A 15326-nucleotide genomic window follows, 5' to 3' on the forward strand; every position below is an offset into this window, starting at 1 on the left:
GGCGCGCTCCAAAGCGGCCGGCCGTCGATGGGCGACGGTAGTCCCGTGGTGCGGTAATCCTTATGAGGAGCGGGCGTCGTGTTTTCGACGTGGCCGGCTTCGCCATTGAAACGACGGGACTCACAAAGACCTTCGAGCGAAAGCCCGAGAGGGGGATCAAGGGGTGGTTCGACCGACGTCCAAAGGCCACGATCACCGCCGTCGACCATGTCGACCTCCAGATACGCGAGGGGGAACTCTTCGGCCTCCTGGGTCCCAACGGGGCTGGAAAGACCACACTCGTGAAACTGCTCTCGACCCTTCTACTTCCGGGATCCGGAAGCGCCAGGATATGCGGCCTCGACATCGAACGCGATGCGGATGCCATCCGTCGAAAGGTCGGCGTCGTCCTGGGCGGCGAGAGGGCGTTGTACTGGCGCCTCACCGGCCGCGAGAACCTTTGGTACTTCTCCCAGCTTTACAACATGCAAGATGCTCCCGCGCGCAATCGCATCAAGGAACTTCTCGACGTCGTGGGAATCGCCGACCGCGCGGATGAGCGCGTCGAGAACTATTCGAAAGGCATGAAGCAGCGCCTGCACATCGCGCGTGGACTTCTCACGGACCCCGAGGTGCTGCTCCTCGACGAGCCCACGATCGGCCTCGACCCGCAGGCCGCGCGCACCCTCCGCTCGCTTGTGAGCGAGGTGGCGCGCGGGCTCGGGCACACGGTCGTCATGAGCACGCATTACATGTACGAGGCTGACGCGCTTTGCGACCGTGTCGCCATAATGAACCGTGGAAAGATAGTCGCGTGCGATTCGCCGGCGGCGCTCAAGGGAAGGCACGCGGACGGCGGGGCGTTCCTCGTCTCCGTGCGGACGGCCGGCGGAGAAGACGTCCGCCGGGGCCTCGAACAGGCGGGAAGCGTGGGCGCGGTGATATCGGAGACCAACGACGCGGCGACGGGTGTCGTGACTTTCAGACTTGCCATCCGGGCGGGGGCCGCCGACGAAGCACCGCAGGAACTCGCACGCGCGGTCGCCGATGCGAAAGGACGCCTTGTGGCGCTTCGGCAGGAGGAGCCCACGTTGGAGGACGTATTCGTGCGGCTCACGGGGGAGACGCTCGGCGTGGACGCGCCTCCGGGGGGAAAGCCGAGCGTTGAGTGAGATCGGTCTCGCAGCCTATCCGCGCGCGTTGCGTGCGAGCATGTTCAAGAACTGGCGCCTCTCGACGAGTTATCCGAGTTGGATCATCAACCGGCTCATCGGCCCCATAGTCTGGGTCGCTCTCTCCGTCTACGCGTTCACGGGACTAGCGGACCCCGAAAGCGTCTCCAAGGCGTTCGAGGCGTCCGGGGAGACGGCCTCCTTCACGGGTTTTCTCGTCCTCGGCCAGACCGTCTTCTCATTCTTCATGGGCATGAACTGGCGCGGCGGCATGGCGATCCAGCGGGAACGTTGGTACGGGACCTTGGAGATGGTGCTTCTTGCGCCGACGTCCCGAGTCGCTTTCGTCCTGGGGGAAGCGCTCTTCGGGCTCCTTGACAGCGGATGGACGATTTTCCTCGCGATGTTCGTCGGTTTCATGCTCTTCGGCGTGGAATTCCACGTGGCCGATCCTCTCGCCGTCGTCGTCGTGATAACCCTGACGCTTCTTTCGATGGTGAGCCTCGGCCTGTTCTTTTCCGGTTTCTACATGTTGACGCGCGCCGCCGGTCCGATGTCGCAAGCGATCCAAGCACCCGTGCGGTTCCTCTCCGGGACGCAGTTTCCCGTGGGTGCACTCCCCATCGCCCTTCAAGGCGCGGCATATGCGATCCCCGTTACCTTTGGGCTCATCGCGGTCAGGGGAACGCTCCTTGGGGGCCAGCACCTCGACGCCCTTGGCCCACAGATGGCGGCGCTTGTAGGAATGACCATCGTATTCTCCCTCGCTGGTGCTTGGCTCATCGGCGACATGGAGAAACGCGCAAAGAGGAACGGGACGCTCCATGCCTATTGAACCAAGCCCGGCCGCGCCAGTTTTTTCGAGGACGACGCTAGCGTGGGGCCGCACCTTCCGCGCGACATATGTTTCCAACTTCAAGGGACAACTGCGGTATTACACGACCTCCGGCTGGATGATTTCATCGCTCCTCTCACCAGTCTTTCTCCTCGCAAGCGCCGCGGTCATAGCCCATTTCCTGGCGGGCGGAGGCGTGCCGCCGCGCTTCTTCGAACTCACCGGTTACCCCGACTACCTCGCCTTCGTCGTCATCGGTCTCGCGACGAACGGTCTAGTGAACAGCGCGCTCGACGACGGCGGCACGGCCATCTACGACGAGGAGTCTGCGGGAACGTGGGACCTCATCGCGCTCACCCCGACGAACCGCTTCGTGTGGATTTTCGGTAAGACCTTGGCCGGCATGACGGCGAGCATCCTCGACCTCGTCATCGTCCTCGCGGCGGGTGTCTTGATCTTCGGGATCGTCCTCACGCCGGCGAACCTGACGGTCGCCTTGGTCGGCCTTTTACTGACTCTCATCGGGCTCCAAGGCTTCGGTTTTCTCATGGCGGCGGCCGGTCTCTACTGGAAACAGCCCTATGCCCTCGCGATGCTCTTCAGCCCCGTGTTCATCTTCCTTTCTGGGATGGTATTTCCAGTCGAAGCGCTGCCCGGTTGGGTCCAAGCGATTTCAAGTGCGTTCCCGTTGACCCACGGCCTCCACATCATGCGAGACGCGGTGCTCCTTGGCAAGGGCTTCACCGATCTCACACAATCGTTCTCGATGCTTGTCCTCACAGGCGCTGCATTCATGATCGTCGGGTTCGCCGCGTTCGCCGCCATGGAAAAAAGGGCAAGACGGCACGGCGTGTTGGGAAGATACTGACGAATCCTGTCGGGGCGGGATTTCGCCGGCTCCCTGCGGCCCGTATTGGAACATCTCGGAGGAAGCACGTTTCGCGCACTTCGCCAAGATCATCTCGACGTTCTGTGGGCTTGGACGGTCCCACAGCGCCTTTTCGAAGTAGACGCTCGCCTCGCAGTAGTCATCGCGTAAGGATCGCGGATGCCGGTGCCCATGCGCATGGCCTTCTCCGTGGGCGCCACCCGTTGGAAGCGATCGGTCACGCAACAACTCGTCGTGCGGGGCCGGCGAAGCTCAGCCTTTTTCCGCCGCCTGTGGGGAGAATCATGAGAATCCTTATCTATGCGTATAGATAATCTTCATGTATGCCCGCCACCAAATCCGAACCCATGGACAAGATGACCTTCACGGTGCCAGCGCGCATCAAGAAGCGTGCCCAGGCGAGAGGCGACGTGAATTGGAGCGCGGTTGTGGCCAAGACCATCGAGCAGAAACTCGCATCATTGGAACTAGCCGACCGCCTCGCGGCCAAGTCGCAACTCACCGAGGCGGATGTTGACGAGATCGCCGATCTGGTCGACTCGGCCATGGCGAAGCACTTCGGGCTTGCATGAAGATCGTTGTCGACGCCAACCGCTTCTTTAGCGCGTTATTGAAGGACGGCCCCGCGCGAAAGGCCATATATGAGACGCGGGCGGCGCTCTTCGCTCCCGAGTTTCTGAAAATCGAGCTCGCCCGACACCGCGAAGAGCTCCAACGGAGGAGCCGCCTGACGCCCACGGATTTCTCGAAGCTCATGGACGAGGTTGCGGCCCAGATAGTTTGGGTCCCCGACGAAGCGATCCACGCCCACCTTTCCGACGCCGCGAGGGCGATCGGCACGGTGGACATATCCGACGTGCCGTATCTCGCATCTGCTTTGGCGATCAAGGCCGACGCGATCTGGAGTCACGATCTCGATTTCGACAAGCAGACGCTCGTTCCACGGGTCCCACACCCGGACTCACGCCCATGAGGCTATCACGGCGTCGCGTGTCATACGACCGACGAAGAACACCTTTGCACGCATTCCGCCAACATCAGCTCCACGTTCTTGAGGCCTGGAAGATCCACCAAGACAGCTTCGAAATGTGTTTTCGCCCTTGCGTAGTCCTCGAGAAAGTAATGGGCGATGCCGGCGCCCAGCCGAGCGTACGAGGACGCCTCAACGGCGAGCGATTTTTCGAACGCCTCCGCGGCGCCCTCGTTGTCGCCCGTGCCGATCGCCCGATCGCCTTTCTCGCAAAGCGCCCTTGCGGCGGCCAAGCTCGGAAGAAGCGCCTTTCCGTCGGACATCGCGAGCGGGACAGACGTCATCGCGACGACGAGATACCGACCGAATACATAACCGTGCGCGGGCGGGGAACGCCGGAAATGAGCGCGGAAGAGGGGACAAGGCCGAACCGCGGCCTTCGCGCAAACCCGAACCGGCGTAAAGCCCAGATGCGCCCTTCCAATATCCGGGAGCACGGCGACCTTCGAGGGAAAACCGTTGACGCCCTTCTACACCAACGCGGGCTACCACTTGGTCGAATTCGTGGGCGTCGCGATCCTCCATACGCTTCACGCTTCAAGTCGCTCGACGGCCCTTGTGGCGCCGCGCTCCCGGGCGACCTCGGCTTCTATCCTGGCCATGTCGTCGGGCTTCAACCGGAGGTTCTTGGCCAGGGCCTCGAGCGCGCGACGTTCGCGCTCGGTTATCGCCGCATCCGCTGAAAGGTCCTCGAACGTGGCCCTGTAGACCTCCCAACGCCGGAATTCCTGGTATTTCGCTGCATCACCCCCGACGGGAACGACGCGATCCGCGAGCCTGTCCGCCGCACGCTGCAAAGGCGCCAAGGCGAAAAGCAGAAGGCCAGCCGCGATCCCGCCAGCGATGAGGCCGTATTGCGCACTAAGCACGTTCTGGGCGAGTTGGCTCACGACGAAGAAGACGGCCAGGAAGATTGTCGCGAGCGCCCCCTTGGAGAGAGCGAACCTGACCTTTAGGTCGATGTCCAAGAGATGGTACTTGAGAACGCCGTAGCCGAGGCCGACGGCCGGGACAAGGACGACGCCGGTAATGATTATCACCGGCACGATCACGAACCACCCGGGCGGCTCCCCCTGGATAAGGACGACGGCGCCAAGCATCGTGACTATGAACGCGGCTAGGAGAAACGCCATCGGGAAGGCGATCACCCACATCATGTAACGAAGCCGCGACCTCTCGAGCGTGGTCGCCGCTCTCTTGGCACGCCGCCAGAAGATAAGACCCGCGAAAAGCGCCCCTCCAAGAAGGTAACCGAACACGGACAGCGGTCCCGTGACCTCGGTGAAAAACGTCCGACCAAAAAAGAGGGTCGCGAAAATGGTGGCCGAGACCACCAATGGGACAGCGAACAGGTAGGGGCGTCGGGCGACGGTGGGCATCGTGGTTGGATACGTGACGGCAAAGAGGATGTCGAGGCTTGGCAGGAGGCTTGCCGTAAGGGCCACCATTCCGATTGCAATCTCAGAATCGAGCGCTAGATCCACCCGCAGTTCGTTGAGGATCGAACCGATTGGAAGCGTCCCATACGCTAGCGGGTGTAGGACGAGGTAGAGGCCCAAGAGGCGCGCCGGCAGCCTTCCTCCACCCTTGGTGAGGACCAGGACGCCTAGCGCTGCTTCGCCGACGGCGACGACCGCGAACAGCGTGAACAGGGCCTGCGGACCCCACCAATCGGAAGGCCTATGGTAAGTCAGGGTACGCAGCGGCGGATCCGCGAACACCGCCCGTCCTCCCCCTTCCGGGGCAAACCGGAGTTCCACGTCCGGCGGAGCGCCCTCGACACGGATCTCCCGATGGAACACGTAAGGTTGTACATCCTGCTCGCTCACGACTCGATGGAGGATGGACACGTTAGGTTGGAGCGGCCGCGCACCGGGGCCGCTCCCGTCGGCTGCCGACACGCTCACGTTCACCGGCCCGTTCGCGTCGACGGTGATATTGACACTCACGAGCAAGCCCCAAGTGTGCCACTCGTCGTACTCCTTCGAAGCCTCGAGGCGCCGCACGACGAGCGGCACGTCGATTTGCGAGGACGTCTCGCCCGATGCGCTTCGATGGGAGTTGGTGCCCATCGCCGTCGCGCGCAAGGACAAGGAGTAGGTACCGGCGCTCGTGTCCGGCGAAACGGTCACCGAGACGGGAACAGACGCTGTGGCACCGGCTGTGGCCGTCGCGGAGCGCCCGACGCAGCCGAAGCCCGCCGCCGGCGTGCAGGTCACGCTGACGGTGGTCATGGCACCGGGCGCGGCGTTGGGCGCAACATAGCTGACGTTCACGACGAAATCGAACGCCGCCGACTGGTTCTTGGAAATCGGTGCGGCTGGCACCAAGACACGTGGCGCCGAGATCGTGAGTGTCGCGTCCTGGCAGCTTGCGAGTTGTGGATTCCCATCGCAGACGCCTTGGCCGCTCGTGGGCGCCGCGATCAACAATAGGGCAAAGCCTAATGCCGCCGGGACGAAGATGAGCTCTCTCATTCCCCGACGGCGAGATGCCGGTCGATTATACGGTCTTGTCGCCTTGCTTGCCCCTTTGTGCCCTCGGCTGTCTGGGTCGCCTGCGTGGCGTTGCGACGAGCCCCGGCATTCTCTTGCCCGTTGCAAGCTGCAACAGGTCGGAAAACACGACGCACCCCCGAGGCAACGCGTCCCCTGTCACGCGACACGGGGATCAACCGCCGCCCTTGCGGCCACGCGATGTGGCCAGCCTCGTCCCGATGGCGCCAAGGATCGACCCGAACATCACGGCAAAAAGGACCTCGGGTGCGAAAAGAACGGATCGTAACGCCAACGTCAGCGTCCAATCTGCGGCCCCCCGTCCCTCCGACGTCGCATATGACACGTTGTAGGCGCCGCTCGTTGAGGGTGTGAACGCGCCAAGTATGTAGGACGTGGGCACACCGATGTCGTCTTCGGGGTCGAGCCGCTGTGTCTCCGACCAGACGACTTCGCCGCCGGTCGCGCGGGAGATCCTGACGTCGACTTGCATCGAACAGTTGAAGCACGACCGCGTGAGAGTGTCGAGCGCGACGGAATACGTGGTGGACGACGAGAGCGTCACGTTCAAAGTGTCGGCGCCGCCGATCGGCGGTATTTCCGTCGAGGCGACCGTTTGCGCGGCGAACGAATCGTAGAAGAATAGGCCGCCGGACGCGAACGCGCCGATGACGAACGTTGCGAAGACGATCTGGCCGACTTTCGAGCCCTCTCGCTTCCCTTTCGGTTCTCGCTGGGCCCACCATTCGGCGCTCCCGGGTTCCGGCTGACCGCCGGCGGAGCCGTACGTCTGCTCATCGGCCAATGAGGCGGACTCCCATTCTCAGAGATCCCCGTCGGCGATGCGCCTTTCATAGTCCGCCCGGTACCACTTCCTCGTCTTCGTCTTGTTGTTCTCGGTCGTCTCGAACGCCTGGACGAGGACGACATCGTGGACGTGTCCCACGAGGGGGCTCACTTTCGCCTTTATCGATTTCGCGAATTCGGTCTTGAGTTCAGCCCTCATGAGCGAACGGGAATCCTTCGATGCGAGCACCGTCGGCTCCTTCGGGATCGCGTAGACGACGAGCCGGTGCTGACCGCTAACGTCGGTCACCGCGATGGGTTTCGTGTCGACGACCTCGGTATGACGGATTGCGGCGCGGATCTCTTCGCTTGACGTCTTCACGCCGTTGATGTTGATCATGTCGTCGATGCGGCCCAAGTGGCGCCAGTAATCCTTCCCAAGACGCTTCAAGTGGTCGCCGTGTCGGCGGAGAATCTCGCCGTTCGGCCCACGGGGCATCCCTTCATAGTACACGTCGCGGTTGTCGTAGTTGAGGAGTTCCGTGGATTGTCCGATCCAGGGACCGATGACGCCGATCTCGCCATCTTCCGAGGGGTTGCCATGCTCGTCGAAGACCACGAAATCAAGACCCAGCGCCGGGGTCGAAAAAGTCGAGGGCGACCACGGCCTCGCAAGCGTCCCCGTGTTGAGGCCCCCGCCGGTCTCCGTTCCACCGGAATACTCCATGACCTGCGTGTACTCAGCTTTCCCGTCGACGAGTTTTGACGCAAGCCACGAAAGGTAGAAGGTGTCCTCCGGTTGAGACGGTTCGGCCGTGGAGCTGAACAGTCTCACCTTTCCCCAGTCGAGGCCTTCCATCGTCTTGTTCGTCCGCCAGCTTTGCACGATCTTCGGCACGGTCCCGAGCAAGGTCACCCCGGCGTCGCGGACGAACTCGCCGAATCCGCGCGCCGCCGGGTTGCCGTTGTAGAGGGCCATCGTCGCGTCGTTCACGAAGCTTGCGGCGGTGAGCCATTGGCCCATCATCCAACCGTAGCTCGTCGGCCAGCACAGGACATCCTCCGCTTTCACGTCGTGGTGCCAGTAGGCGTCCGATGCGCTCTTGATGGGCGTCACGTGCGTCCAGGGGATCGCCTTCGGGTCCCCGGTCGTTCCGGAGGAGAACAGGACGTTGCTGTGGTCGCCGGGCTTTCGCATGACGCTTGCGAAGTGTACGTCGCTCGATAGGAACTGGCCCCACGTCATGTCCGGGCCGCGCATCGCGGTCGCGAACCCCTTGGTCCATTCGGACGGAAGCACCACGGCGCGAGGAGAACCGGCCTTCTTCGCATTCTCGTAGACTTTGAACTCCTTTCCGCCTCGTGAGTAGGAATCGACCGTGAAGATGAGCGTCGCTTTTGCAATCTCGAGCCGACGGGAAAGCGCTTCGGGCGCGGCCGAGTCCGGGATGCCGACGATCGCTCTCCCGCTCTTGATGATGCCAAGGTAGATGGCGACGGCCTCGACGTTCATGGGCATATAGAGGGCTATCTTGGCGTCGGGGGGAAGCCCCAATCGGTCCAGGCCGTTTGCGATCCTTGCGGCCAGTTTCTCCAATTCGGCGTAGGTGACGCGGCGAAGATTCGTGGCGCCTTCGCGTCGGTAGACGATCGCGGTCTTCGTCCGCTCCGCCTTGAGGTGGCTCTCGGCGATGTTCAACTCGGCGCCTGGAAGCCACCTCGGGGCCGTCGGTTCGCTTTCGGGATCGAGCATCCTGTCGGGCCTCTTCTTGAAGATGATGCCGAGCGTCGCGATCGTGGTCGACCAGAACGCTTCGCGCTCGGTCGTCGACCACCGGTGGAGCTCGCGGTAATCGTTGAAACCTTTCTCCATCATGAGCCGGCCGACGTTCGTGCGGGCGATACTCTCCGCCGTCGGCGACCAGGCCGGGGCCGGACCGTCCGAGGCTTCACGGCCTTCGAACGCGGCTTGGAAAAGCGCCGCGTGGGAAGCGTGGCCGTACGATGGGTCGGCAAGGATCTCGCGAAATGAATCCCAGATCATCTGCTGGCCCGCGGGAGTCCTCGCATCCAAGGAATGGCGTTCGAGCACGTCGTTCGCGCGCTTCGCGAGGTCGGGGGCTGTTTCGGCGTCGACGCCTGCTTCGACCAGCCGCGATGCCTCGAGCCTCGCCACGAAGAGCGGATCGCGGCCCCGATTAATGTAGGTTCGGCCGCCGACGACAGGGATGGGGGGTGAGGCCGCCGTTGGAGGAGACGCGGCCCACAAGGCTTTTTAAGATACCGGTGAATCGTCATTGGATGCAGCGGGGGAGACTAGGATTAGTGGGGGCGATACTCTTCACCGCGACCCTCGCTGGGTGCGTTTCCCCTGCTTCCACGCCGATCGACGTCGCATCGGCGGCGCAGACTTCGATCGGTCCCTATTCGGTGCGCGCTCCCGACGTTGCGCTTCGGCTCTTGGAATCCGGGCACCTCGTGCCGACGATCGGCGACGACGTCCAGATCCACGTAAGGATGGTGCGCCCGGACACGAGCGAGAAGGTCCCGATAATCGTCCAGTTCACGCCCTACACGGCGCCGGGTCGAGGCATGCTCTACGAGCCGATGGTGCCACAGGATTCTCCGGTGCGCCAGACGGTCGGATCGAACGCGTTCAGCAACCTCGAGGACAATTTCGTCAAGCAGTTCGTGAGGCGAGGGTTCGCGTTCGGTTACGCCGACGTCCGCGGCACGGGAGATTCTGGCGGGTGCATGGACCTGCGGGGCCAACTCGACATCGAGGACGCGTACCGGCTAACGGAATGGTTGGGGACTCGCGAATGGTCGAACGGCAAGGTCGGTTTCATCGGAGCGAGCTACCCTGGTAGCGAGGCGCACATCGCGGCGATAGCCAACAACCCGCACCTCGGCGGCGTCATCCCTGTCGTCGCGTCAACGAGCTTCTACAATTACCATCACAAGGGAGGCGTCCCGTACTCGAACCATTTCGGGACGAACACCGGTTACACGCAGAACGCCTACGGTCCGACGCGTAACCCCCAGTACGAGAACTGGCTCGAGCGCCAAGCGACGGAGCCCGCAAAGTGCGACACGTCGTACCAGCTCGCGGTCCAGCTCGATCAGTCGGGTGCTTACAACGCCTGGTGGAACGACCGCAACCTCCGCTGGCGCGTCGGCGAGGCCAAAGTGCCCGTACTCATGGGTCAAGGACTCGCCGATTGGAACGTCAAACCGGACCATATCGCGAACTATTACAACGACCTCGGCAACGCGAGGAAGATACTCATCGCGGGCCAGTGGCCGCACCAGTATCCGGCGAACGCGACGTTGCCGGACGCCTCGGGACCCGGGGACACCGCAAGATTCACCGCTTATGGCGCTTGGTGGGAGTACGCGGTCGCGTTCTTCGATGAGACGTTGCTCAGCGTCCACACCGGACTCTTCGATGAGGACATTGCCTTCATCCAGGGAAGCGACAAAGTCTGGCGCACGTATCCGGGCGAATGGCCGCCGAAGGGTGTAGAGAAACTCATGTTGGGCCTCACTCCGTCGGGCCTTACGCTCGACGGGTCATCTTCCGGCACACTTTCGTGGGACGCCAAACCAAAACAGGTTGCTGGCTCGCCGGTGGCGGCCGACGAGACGATCGGCGCCAGTGAACAGGTCGTACTCGAACTTCCTCCGCTCGCTGGGGCGATCCACACGGCGGGGACGCCGAAGCTCAACGTCACTATCGTATCCACTGCGGCAAACGTGCACCTCGTCGCCGTGTTGGAAGCGACGAACGAGACGGGAGCGTGGGTGCGCGAAAACTACGGCTACCTGAACCCGATCTACAGAAGCGGTCTTGAGACGCCGGAGAAGTTGATCCCTGGCAAGGCCACCCGTGTCACGATCGAGATGTATCCGCAGGAGGACGTGTTCAAGGCGGGGACAAAGCTGCGCCTTATCCTGCGTAGCGTGGACGAGGGGCGCACGATTTCAGCCTTCGATGAGGCCAAGATCATGGTGATGCTCGACGGCGAGCGGCCGGCGGTATTGAAGTTGCCGCTAAGCCCGATTCCATAGGGCGAGGGGGAAGGAATTGTCGCCGGCGCGCTCTGCTCCGCGGCAACCCCATACCCATCGCGGAACTTGGCGAAGCTCCGGTCAACAAAGCCTATATAGAGACCCACCCCTGGATAGCTTATATACTCCAGGTAGCGCCAGAATGTCGTCTATAGCATCGAGACCGACGCAGATCGGCTTCGTCTTCATCCTGCTTCTTGCAAGCCTCTCAGGCTGCGTCGGGACGAGCCCCGCCCCAAGCGAGGGTGCGCCTGTCCAATTCGCTTCCTCCGGGGAGGTGAAGGAGTTCGACCTCTTCGTCCACCACGGCATCATCCAACTCTTCCCTGGCGCAACGGTCCAGGCGATGTTCTTCACCGACAAGGAAACGGCGCCCGCGCCCGGCGAGGTGGTGCACTCGGGCCATGGCACCGTCCCGGGACCGATGATCCGGGTCCGTGAAGGCGACCTCGTGCGGGTCAACGTCCGCAACCTCGCCGCCCCGTTCAACCACACGTTCCACGTCCACGGCCTCATCGTCCCGTGGGAGCAGGACGGCGTCCCGTACCTCACGCAAGCTCCGATCAAGCCCGGCGAGGCGTACACGTACGAGTTCACGTTGAAGCAAAGCGGCACCTATTGGTACCACTGCCACGTCGACGCCGCGCACCACATCGACATGGGGATGTACGGCGCCTTCATAGTGGAGCCCGCAGACAACTCAAAGGAGCCGAAGTTCAACCGCGAGGAGACGCTCATCTTCGACGAGTGGGACACGAGCCACATCCACAATCTCGCCGTCGGCCAGAACGCCATCCCAAAAAGCGGCGACCCGCTTGCGGTCGGCGATTACGCAACGAGGCAGGCGCGAGACGGTTACAACAACCAACAGGTCGCGGCGAACCCGGTGCGTGAGCCGCGCAATTGGTACCCGGAGACGTATCCCCCGTACATGCCGCAGTACAACGCCTTCCTCATCAACGGAAAGGCGTTCCCCGAGACGGAGACCATCTCGGTGGAGACCGGCGACACGTTGCGCCTGCGCCTCATCAACGCCGGCTTCGAGTGGCACGCGATACACCTTCATGGCCACAACTTCTTGGTCACCCACAAGGACGGGTACCTCCTCTCGGCCCCTTACAGGGCCGACACCATCTCGATAGGTCCCGGAGAGCGCTACGACATCGTCGTCGAGTTGAACAACCCCGGAATCTGGATGCTCCAGGATGCGAACGAGCTCTCCCTCCGAAACGACCAGATCTATCCAGGCGGCATGATGACGAGCATCGTGTACAAGTCCTACGCGGACAAGGCGGGCGTGCACAGCCACAGGGCCGCGGATTACCTGAACCTCTACGAGCGCCTCAACGCATGAATGGGGCGCGTCCGCTATCGAGAAGCGCCCGTCGCCGGCGCCCGAGACCCCCGCAGATCCTTTCCTTTCCCCGGCAAACGCGCCCGGCGCGCGAGACCCCCGTAGATCCTTTCCTTTCCCCGGCAAACGCGCCCGGCGTCCTCAAGGCGCGTCGATGCGACGCGCCGGCTTTATCTTGTCTCACCATGATTGCGGCCCATGTTCGGATACCTTCCGTCCGTCTTGGCGCTCCACATACACGATTTCTCCGGCGCGCTCATCGCGATAGTCGGTCTCATCTCATTGGGCCTTGCCGGCGTCGGGCACCTCGCCTCGAAGGCCTCCTCGAACCCGGCCTTGAAGTACGTGACCCTTGCCTTCCTCGTGTTCGGCGCGAAGGGGCTTTTTGCGACGTGGGCGATAGTCACGGACGGTGTTGCGCACGAGGACCTCGAGCTCATCCTCAGCGCGGCTGATCTGCTCGTCGTTCTCTTGCTTGTCGCGCCTCTACTTTCGAAACGGGCGAAGAGCAAGGCATGACGAGCGAGACGCAGCATCGCGTGCTGGACTGCATCCGGGCGTACCCCGGCATACATCTAAGGGGCATCGAGCGCCTTCTAGGGATGTCGAGTGCGCTCGTCCATTACCACGTGCGAGACCTCTTGGCGAAGGACATCATCATCGACGAGGAGCTTCACGGGCGAAGGCGCTACTTCGACGCCGACCCGGCGCGTTCAAAACGGCTTTCCCAAGACGAGCGCGACATCTTGGCGCTACTTCGCGAGGAGGCCCCCATGAACGTCGTGCTGCTGCTTCTTGACGACGGCCCGATGTCCCACGGCGAGTTAGTGGCACAGACAGGCCTTGCCAAGAGCACGGTCACTTACAACATCGACAAGTTGGTCGCGGCAGGGATAGTGGAGAAGGACGAGAAGGGCGACGCCCAAGAGCTGCGTCTTGCCGACGAGAAGCGTCTTCGCGGTCTTCTTATGGGACACGCGCCGACGCCGGACCTCATGCGCAAGTTCAGGCGACTCTGGGAGGACTTCTATTCCGATTGACGCGGCGACCCCTAGTCTCCCCTCGACCCGCCTGAATCGGGCTCAACGACCTCCACTTCGAACTCCAGCTTCTTGAACTCGTCCGGGCGTTGCATGATGACGTACACCTGCCAAACGCCGGGTTCCGTGAAAAAGGCATCCTCGATCACCCACTGGTTCTCGCGCACCCTCTCGGGGATGACGATCGTCTCCGGCTCCCCGGTCCCCGGGGGGGCGAACTTGAGTCCGACTTCCGTCGAGTTGGGTAAGGGCTCGGAGGAGAGCGGGTGAAGCGCCAGACTGACGCGTTGGATGCCGACGGTCACCGGGTTCGGCCGGATGCTCAAGACCACGTGCGTCGTCTTCGTCTCTTGCGCGAGTTCCAGCGGCACTGGCCCCTGCGTGCCCGTCTCCACATCGGCGGAAGGCGGGGCGGTCGACGCAAGAAGCCCCGCCGCACCGACGACAATGAGAAGCAACGACAGCTCGACAGCCACGACGCGGCGCAGCGTCGGCGAAGAGGCCTCGCCCAGAAGGAGCCGTGGGCCCAACTTGTATTGGTTGTAAGCGCCGAGACAAATGAGCGGCAGGATGAGCGACGCCTTGAGTATCACGAGTAGACCGTAGTCGGCGGATAGTAGGCGGTCGACGGTCCCCACATGAAGCCACGCGGCGTACGTGCCCGTCAAGAGGATCGCAGCGACGCTCCCGACCGCGATCGGCGAGAACCGCGTCACGAGTCTTCCCGCCTCCGGCGGCTTCGCCGTGGATAGGACAAGGGCGAAACTCACTAGTCCGCCCACCCATATCGATGCCGCCGTCAGGTGGACGAGGTCGGCGGCCACCGCAAGCGCGGTCTGTTCCCGAAGTGCCGCCGCGTGGCTGCCGCTTGCCGTGAGGTAGAGCGCGGCCACCCCGAGCCCGCCAGTGGCGGCGAGCGCGAGTCGTCGGTATTTTTCAGGCGCGTAGTAGGCGGCGACGCCGCAAGCCGCTGCAAGCGCAAGCGCTCCGGAGCGCGCGACGAGGAATGTGCCGGCGTCGGTCCCGGCGGCGACTTCCACGGGGGCGGCGATACGCGAGGCGAGGCTTTGAAGCACGTAGAGGCCGGCGGCGGCTCCGACAAGACCTAGGATGGCCGGGGGAGCCGCCAGTCGACGCGGCGTATCGCCTTTGCGAAGGATCACCAAGGCGAAGGCAGGGACGCCGACGCTCGCGAAGACGCCCATGTAGAACAATCCTCGCGCAATCCCTTCGTTCTGCACGACCTCAAGCGAGTGCTCTGCGTGCTCGTGGCTTTTCACCTCGTCGGTGAACTTCAAAGTCGCGTTCCCGACGCTGAAGACGAAGGAGCCTCTCGCCGTGTGCGTATCAACGGAGAGCGTCCTCCAATTGACGACGTATATGCCGTCGACGAGGGGCTGCGTCGGGACCCGGATGACGTTCGATTCCGCTTCATCGAACTCCGTCGTTCCAATGCTCACGATCCCTTGGTCGAGGCCCCGCACCTCGGCTTGGGTGTACTCCCGTTCGACGTCTTCCGTGAAGCGGATCTCGACCTCGGCCACCCCCCACTCGGCGTGCCCGTTCGGGGAAGGGTCGGCGCTTTGAAGGACGGCGTGCGCGGCCGCTTCGCCGGAGAATAGGATGAGAAGAAGCGCGCAGACGGCGATCAAGGGACCGTTCGCGCGCTTCATGG

At 63.0% G+C, this 15326-nt stretch carries 14 protein-coding genes; 9 read left to right on the forward strand and 5 right to left on the reverse strand.

Annotation, left to right across the window (positions count from 1 at the left end; all coding sequences use genetic code 11):
- The first annotated feature begins 89 nt into the window (after positions 1-89).
- The 5 genes from HY556_01470 (at position 90) to HY556_01490 (ending at position 3848) form a co-directional block, all read left to right on the forward strand.
- On the forward strand, positions 90-1151 hold the full coding sequence (locus HY556_01470; GenBank protein ID MBI4392455.1) for an ABC transporter ATP-binding protein: 1062 nt from the start codon (positions 90-92) through the stop codon (positions 1149-1151).
- On the forward strand, positions 1144-1986 hold the full coding sequence (locus HY556_01475) for an ABC transporter permease (protein MBI4392456.1): 843 nt from the start codon (positions 1144-1146) through the stop codon (positions 1984-1986). Before HY556_01470 ends, HY556_01475 begins: the two co-directional genes overlap by 8 nt.
- Positions 1976-2854, forward strand: coding sequence for an ABC transporter permease (locus tag HY556_01480; GenBank protein MBI4392457.1), 879 nt, complete (start codon positions 1976-1978; stop codon positions 2852-2854). Before HY556_01475 ends, HY556_01480 begins: the two co-directional genes overlap by 11 nt.
- A 344-nt stretch (positions 2855-3198) precedes the next feature.
- Positions 3199-3447, forward strand: a complete 249-nt coding sequence (locus tag HY556_01485) for a hypothetical protein (GenBank protein MBI4392458.1) — start codon at positions 3199-3201, stop codon at positions 3445-3447.
- A complete protein-coding gene (locus tag HY556_01490; GenBank protein MBI4392459.1) occupies positions 3444-3848 on the forward strand; it encodes a PIN domain-containing protein in 405 nt (134 codons plus the stop codon). Before HY556_01485 ends, HY556_01490 begins: the two co-directional genes overlap by 4 nt.
- Positions 3849-3868: 20 nt before the next feature.
- Here the strand turns inward: HY556_01490 and HY556_01495 are convergent, their stop codons facing one another.
- From HY556_01495 to HY556_01510, 4 genes are all read right to left on the reverse strand, one after another.
- Complete coding sequence (locus HY556_01495; GenBank protein MBI4392460.1) at positions 3869-4189, reverse strand: hypothetical protein; 321 nt, start codon at positions 4187-4189, stop codon at positions 3869-3871.
- 246 nt (positions 4190-4435) lie between these two features.
- Complete coding sequence (locus HY556_01500) at positions 4436-6382, reverse strand: hypothetical protein (protein MBI4392461.1); 1947 nt, start codon at positions 6380-6382, stop codon at positions 4436-4438.
- A 193-nt stretch (positions 6383-6575) separates the two neighbouring features.
- Positions 6576-7205, reverse strand: coding sequence for a hypothetical protein (locus tag HY556_01505; GenBank protein MBI4392462.1), 630 nt, complete (start codon positions 7203-7205; stop codon positions 6576-6578).
- An 18-nt stretch (positions 7206-7223) separates the two neighbouring features.
- Complete coding sequence (locus HY556_01510; GenBank protein MBI4392463.1) at positions 7224-9362, reverse strand: AMP-binding protein; 2139 nt, start codon at positions 9360-9362, stop codon at positions 7224-7226.
- A gap of 125 nt (positions 9363-9487) precedes the next feature.
- On the opposite strand from HY556_01510, the gene HY556_01515 reads away from it, so the two are divergent.
- The 4 genes from HY556_01515 (at position 9488) to HY556_01530 (ending at position 13651) form a co-directional block, all read left to right on the forward strand.
- Positions 9488-11257 carry a CocE/NonD family hydrolase gene (locus tag HY556_01515; protein ID MBI4392464.1) on the forward strand — a complete coding sequence of 590 codons (1770 nt, stop codon included), beginning with the start codon at positions 9488-9490 and terminating at the stop codon, positions 11255-11257.
- Positions 11258-11399: 142 nt separating this feature from the next.
- Complete coding sequence (locus HY556_01520) at positions 11400-12611, forward strand: multicopper oxidase family protein (protein ID MBI4392465.1); 1212 nt, start codon at positions 11400-11402, stop codon at positions 12609-12611.
- A 198-nt stretch (positions 12612-12809) separates the two neighbouring features.
- Complete coding sequence (locus HY556_01525; GenBank protein ID MBI4392466.1) at positions 12810-13130, forward strand: hypothetical protein; 321 nt, start codon at positions 12810-12812, stop codon at positions 13128-13130.
- Positions 13127-13651 carry a winged helix-turn-helix transcriptional regulator gene (locus HY556_01530; protein ID MBI4392467.1) on the forward strand — a complete coding sequence of 175 codons (525 nt, stop codon included), beginning with the start codon at positions 13127-13129 and terminating at the stop codon, positions 13649-13651. The genes HY556_01525 and HY556_01530 overlap by 4 nt, the downstream gene beginning before the upstream one ends.
- A gap of 11 nt (positions 13652-13662) precedes the next feature.
- Here HY556_01530 and HY556_01535 read toward each other — a convergent pair whose 3' ends face one another.
- Positions 13663-15324 carry a CopD family protein gene (locus HY556_01535; protein MBI4392468.1) on the reverse strand — a complete coding sequence of 554 codons (1662 nt, stop codon included), beginning with the start codon at positions 15322-15324 and terminating at the stop codon, positions 13663-13665.
- Positions 15325-15326 lie beyond the last annotated feature (2 nt).

Source organism: Euryarchaeota archaeon, from assembly GCA_016207515.1.
Classification (GTDB): domain Archaea; phylum Thermoplasmatota; class SW-10-69-26; order JACQPN01; family JACQPN01; genus JACQPN01.

Bases quoted from the DNA above. Each gene is read 5' to 3' on its own strand.
- HY556_01535 (MBI4392468.1), bottom strand. From the start codon at position 15,324: ATGAAGCGCGCGAACGGTCCCTTGATCGCCGTCTGCGCGCTTCTTCTC.
- HY556_01515 (MBI4392464.1), top strand. From the start codon at position 9,488: ATGCAGCGGGGGAGACTAGGATTAGTGGGGGCGATACTCTTCACCGCG.
- HY556_01500 (MBI4392461.1), bottom strand. From the start codon at position 6,382: ATGAGAGAGCTCATCTTCGTCCCGGCGGCATTAGGCTTTGCCCTATTG.
- HY556_01520 (MBI4392465.1), top strand. From the start codon at position 11,400: ATGTCGTCTATAGCATCGAGACCGACGCAGATCGGCTTCGTCTTCATC.
- HY556_01490 (MBI4392459.1), top strand. From the start codon at position 3,444: ATGAAGATCGTTGTCGACGCCAACCGCTTCTTTAGCGCGTTATTGAAG.
- HY556_01485 (MBI4392458.1), top strand. From the start codon at position 3,199: ATGCCCGCCACCAAATCCGAACCCATGGACAAGATGACCTTCACGGTG.
- HY556_01480 (MBI4392457.1), top strand. From the start codon at position 1,976: ATGCCTATTGAACCAAGCCCGGCCGCGCCAGTTTTTTCGAGGACGACG.
- HY556_01530 (MBI4392467.1), top strand. From the start codon at position 13,127: ATGACGAGCGAGACGCAGCATCGCGTGCTGGACTGCATCCGGGCGTAC.
- HY556_01525 (MBI4392466.1), top strand. From the start codon at position 12,810: ATGTTCGGATACCTTCCGTCCGTCTTGGCGCTCCACATACACGATTTC.
- HY556_01495 (MBI4392460.1), bottom strand. From the start codon at position 4,189: ATGACGTCTGTCCCGCTCGCGATGTCCGACGGAAAGGCGCTTCTTCCG.